Source organism: Streptomyces ossamyceticus (assembly GCF_001418475.1).
Lineage (GTDB): Bacteria > Actinomycetota > Actinomycetes > Streptomycetales > Streptomycetaceae > Streptomyces > Streptomyces ossamyceticus.
Genome location: NZ_LIQX01000977.1, coordinates 1 through 1,214, shown reverse-complemented (window position 1 = coordinate 1,214; position 1,214 = coordinate 1). Strand labels below are relative to the sequence as shown.

Annotated in this window: 2 protein-coding genes; one reads left to right on the top strand and one right to left on the bottom strand. The window is 75.7% G+C overall.

Going from position 1 to position 1,214, the window contains the following annotated elements:
* The coding region (locus AOK15_RS48235) for an amidohydrolase family protein (protein ID WP_240508839.1) at positions 1-138 on the top strand (138 nt) is incomplete at its 5' end.
* A 52-nt stretch (positions 139-190) separates the two neighbouring features.
* On the opposite strand, the gene AOK15_RS41170 is transcribed toward AOK15_RS48235, so the two are convergent.
* Complete coding sequence (locus AOK15_RS41170; protein ID WP_055524376.1) at positions 191-811, bottom strand: hypothetical protein; 621 nt, start codon at positions 809-811, stop codon at positions 191-193.
* Positions 812-1,214 lie beyond the last annotated feature (403 nt).

Below are 1,214 nucleotides of genomic sequence, written 5' to 3'. Positions count from 1 at the left end.
GTGCTGCTCGGCTCCGACTTCCCCAACATCCCCTACCCGTACCTCCACCAGCTCCGGGCCCTGGAGCGGCTGGGGCTGGGAGAGGAGTGGCTGCGCGCGGTGTGCCACGACAACGGGGCGGAGCTTTTCGGACGGTGAGGGTCGGGGGCCGGTGGGAGTGCCGGGCCCGGCGGTCGGGCCCGGCGGCCGGTCAGGCGCGGCGGCGGGTGCCCATCGCGTACGCGAGGCCGTACGCGGCGGCCGCGGCGAGAACGAGGCCGAGGGGCGAGAACCAGTCGACGCCGCCGTCCGCCTCGCTGGTCCACCACGCCTTCGCCGGGAAGAACGGCTCGTAGCTCAGCAGGTCCCAGGCGGCGGTGGGCGTCGACTCGACCGCGTAGACCAGGGGCAGGGAGTTGGTGTAGCCGAAGAACGCGCCCAGCGCGGCGACGAGGGCCGCGCCGATCCGCGCGCCGTTGCTCCGGCCGCCCACCAGCCCGACGAGGAGCCCGACGATCGCCCCGTTGAGCAGGGCGTGCCCGAGGTAGAGGGCGTTGGCCGTGGTGAGCGTCTGGTCCTTGTAGGTGGCGACGTTGAGGACGGTGTACAGCAGCGCCACGAGGAACGAGACGAGCAGCCCGAGGAGGACGGCGCCCACCGGGTGGCCGCCGGCGCTCGGGGGACGCCGCACGAAGGGCTGCGGCGGGAACGGCGGCGCCGGGTACGCCCCGTGGACCGGCTGCGGCCCGTACCCGGGGGGTCCCGGCGGCTGTTGCGGTGGGACGGGCTGCCCGTACGGCTGGTAGGGGTGCTGCGGCGGTGGCTGGTTCATGGTGGTCCCCCGGTGTGAACTGGCTGGAACCGCAAGCTATCAACGGGAACGGTGGGGACCGGTCGGAGCGGCGGGCGGACCTTGTGAAGGACCGCGCGCGGGGCAGGTCGAGCACGGCCCACGGGGCAGGTCGAGCACCGCCCGCCGGGCCGGTCGAGCACCACCCGCGGGGCCGGTCGAGCACCACCCGCGGGGCCGGTCGAGCACCACCCGCGGAGTCGGTCGAGCACCACCCGCGGGGCCGGTCGAGCACCACCCGCTGAGTCGGTCGAGCACCGCCCGCCGGGCCGGTCGAGCACTGCCCGCGGGGTCGGTCAACGGCCGCTCGGGGAGTCGGGGTTACGTGTCTCGGGCGGGGCGGCGGGAGGGTGTGCGGCGGCCCGTCGCCGTGCCGGCGACCGTG

Bases quoted from the DNA above. Each gene is read 5' to 3' on its own strand.
- AOK15_RS41170 (WP_055524376.1), bottom strand. From the start codon at position 811: ATGAACCAGCCACCGCCGCAGCACCCCTACCAGCCGTACGGGCAGCCC.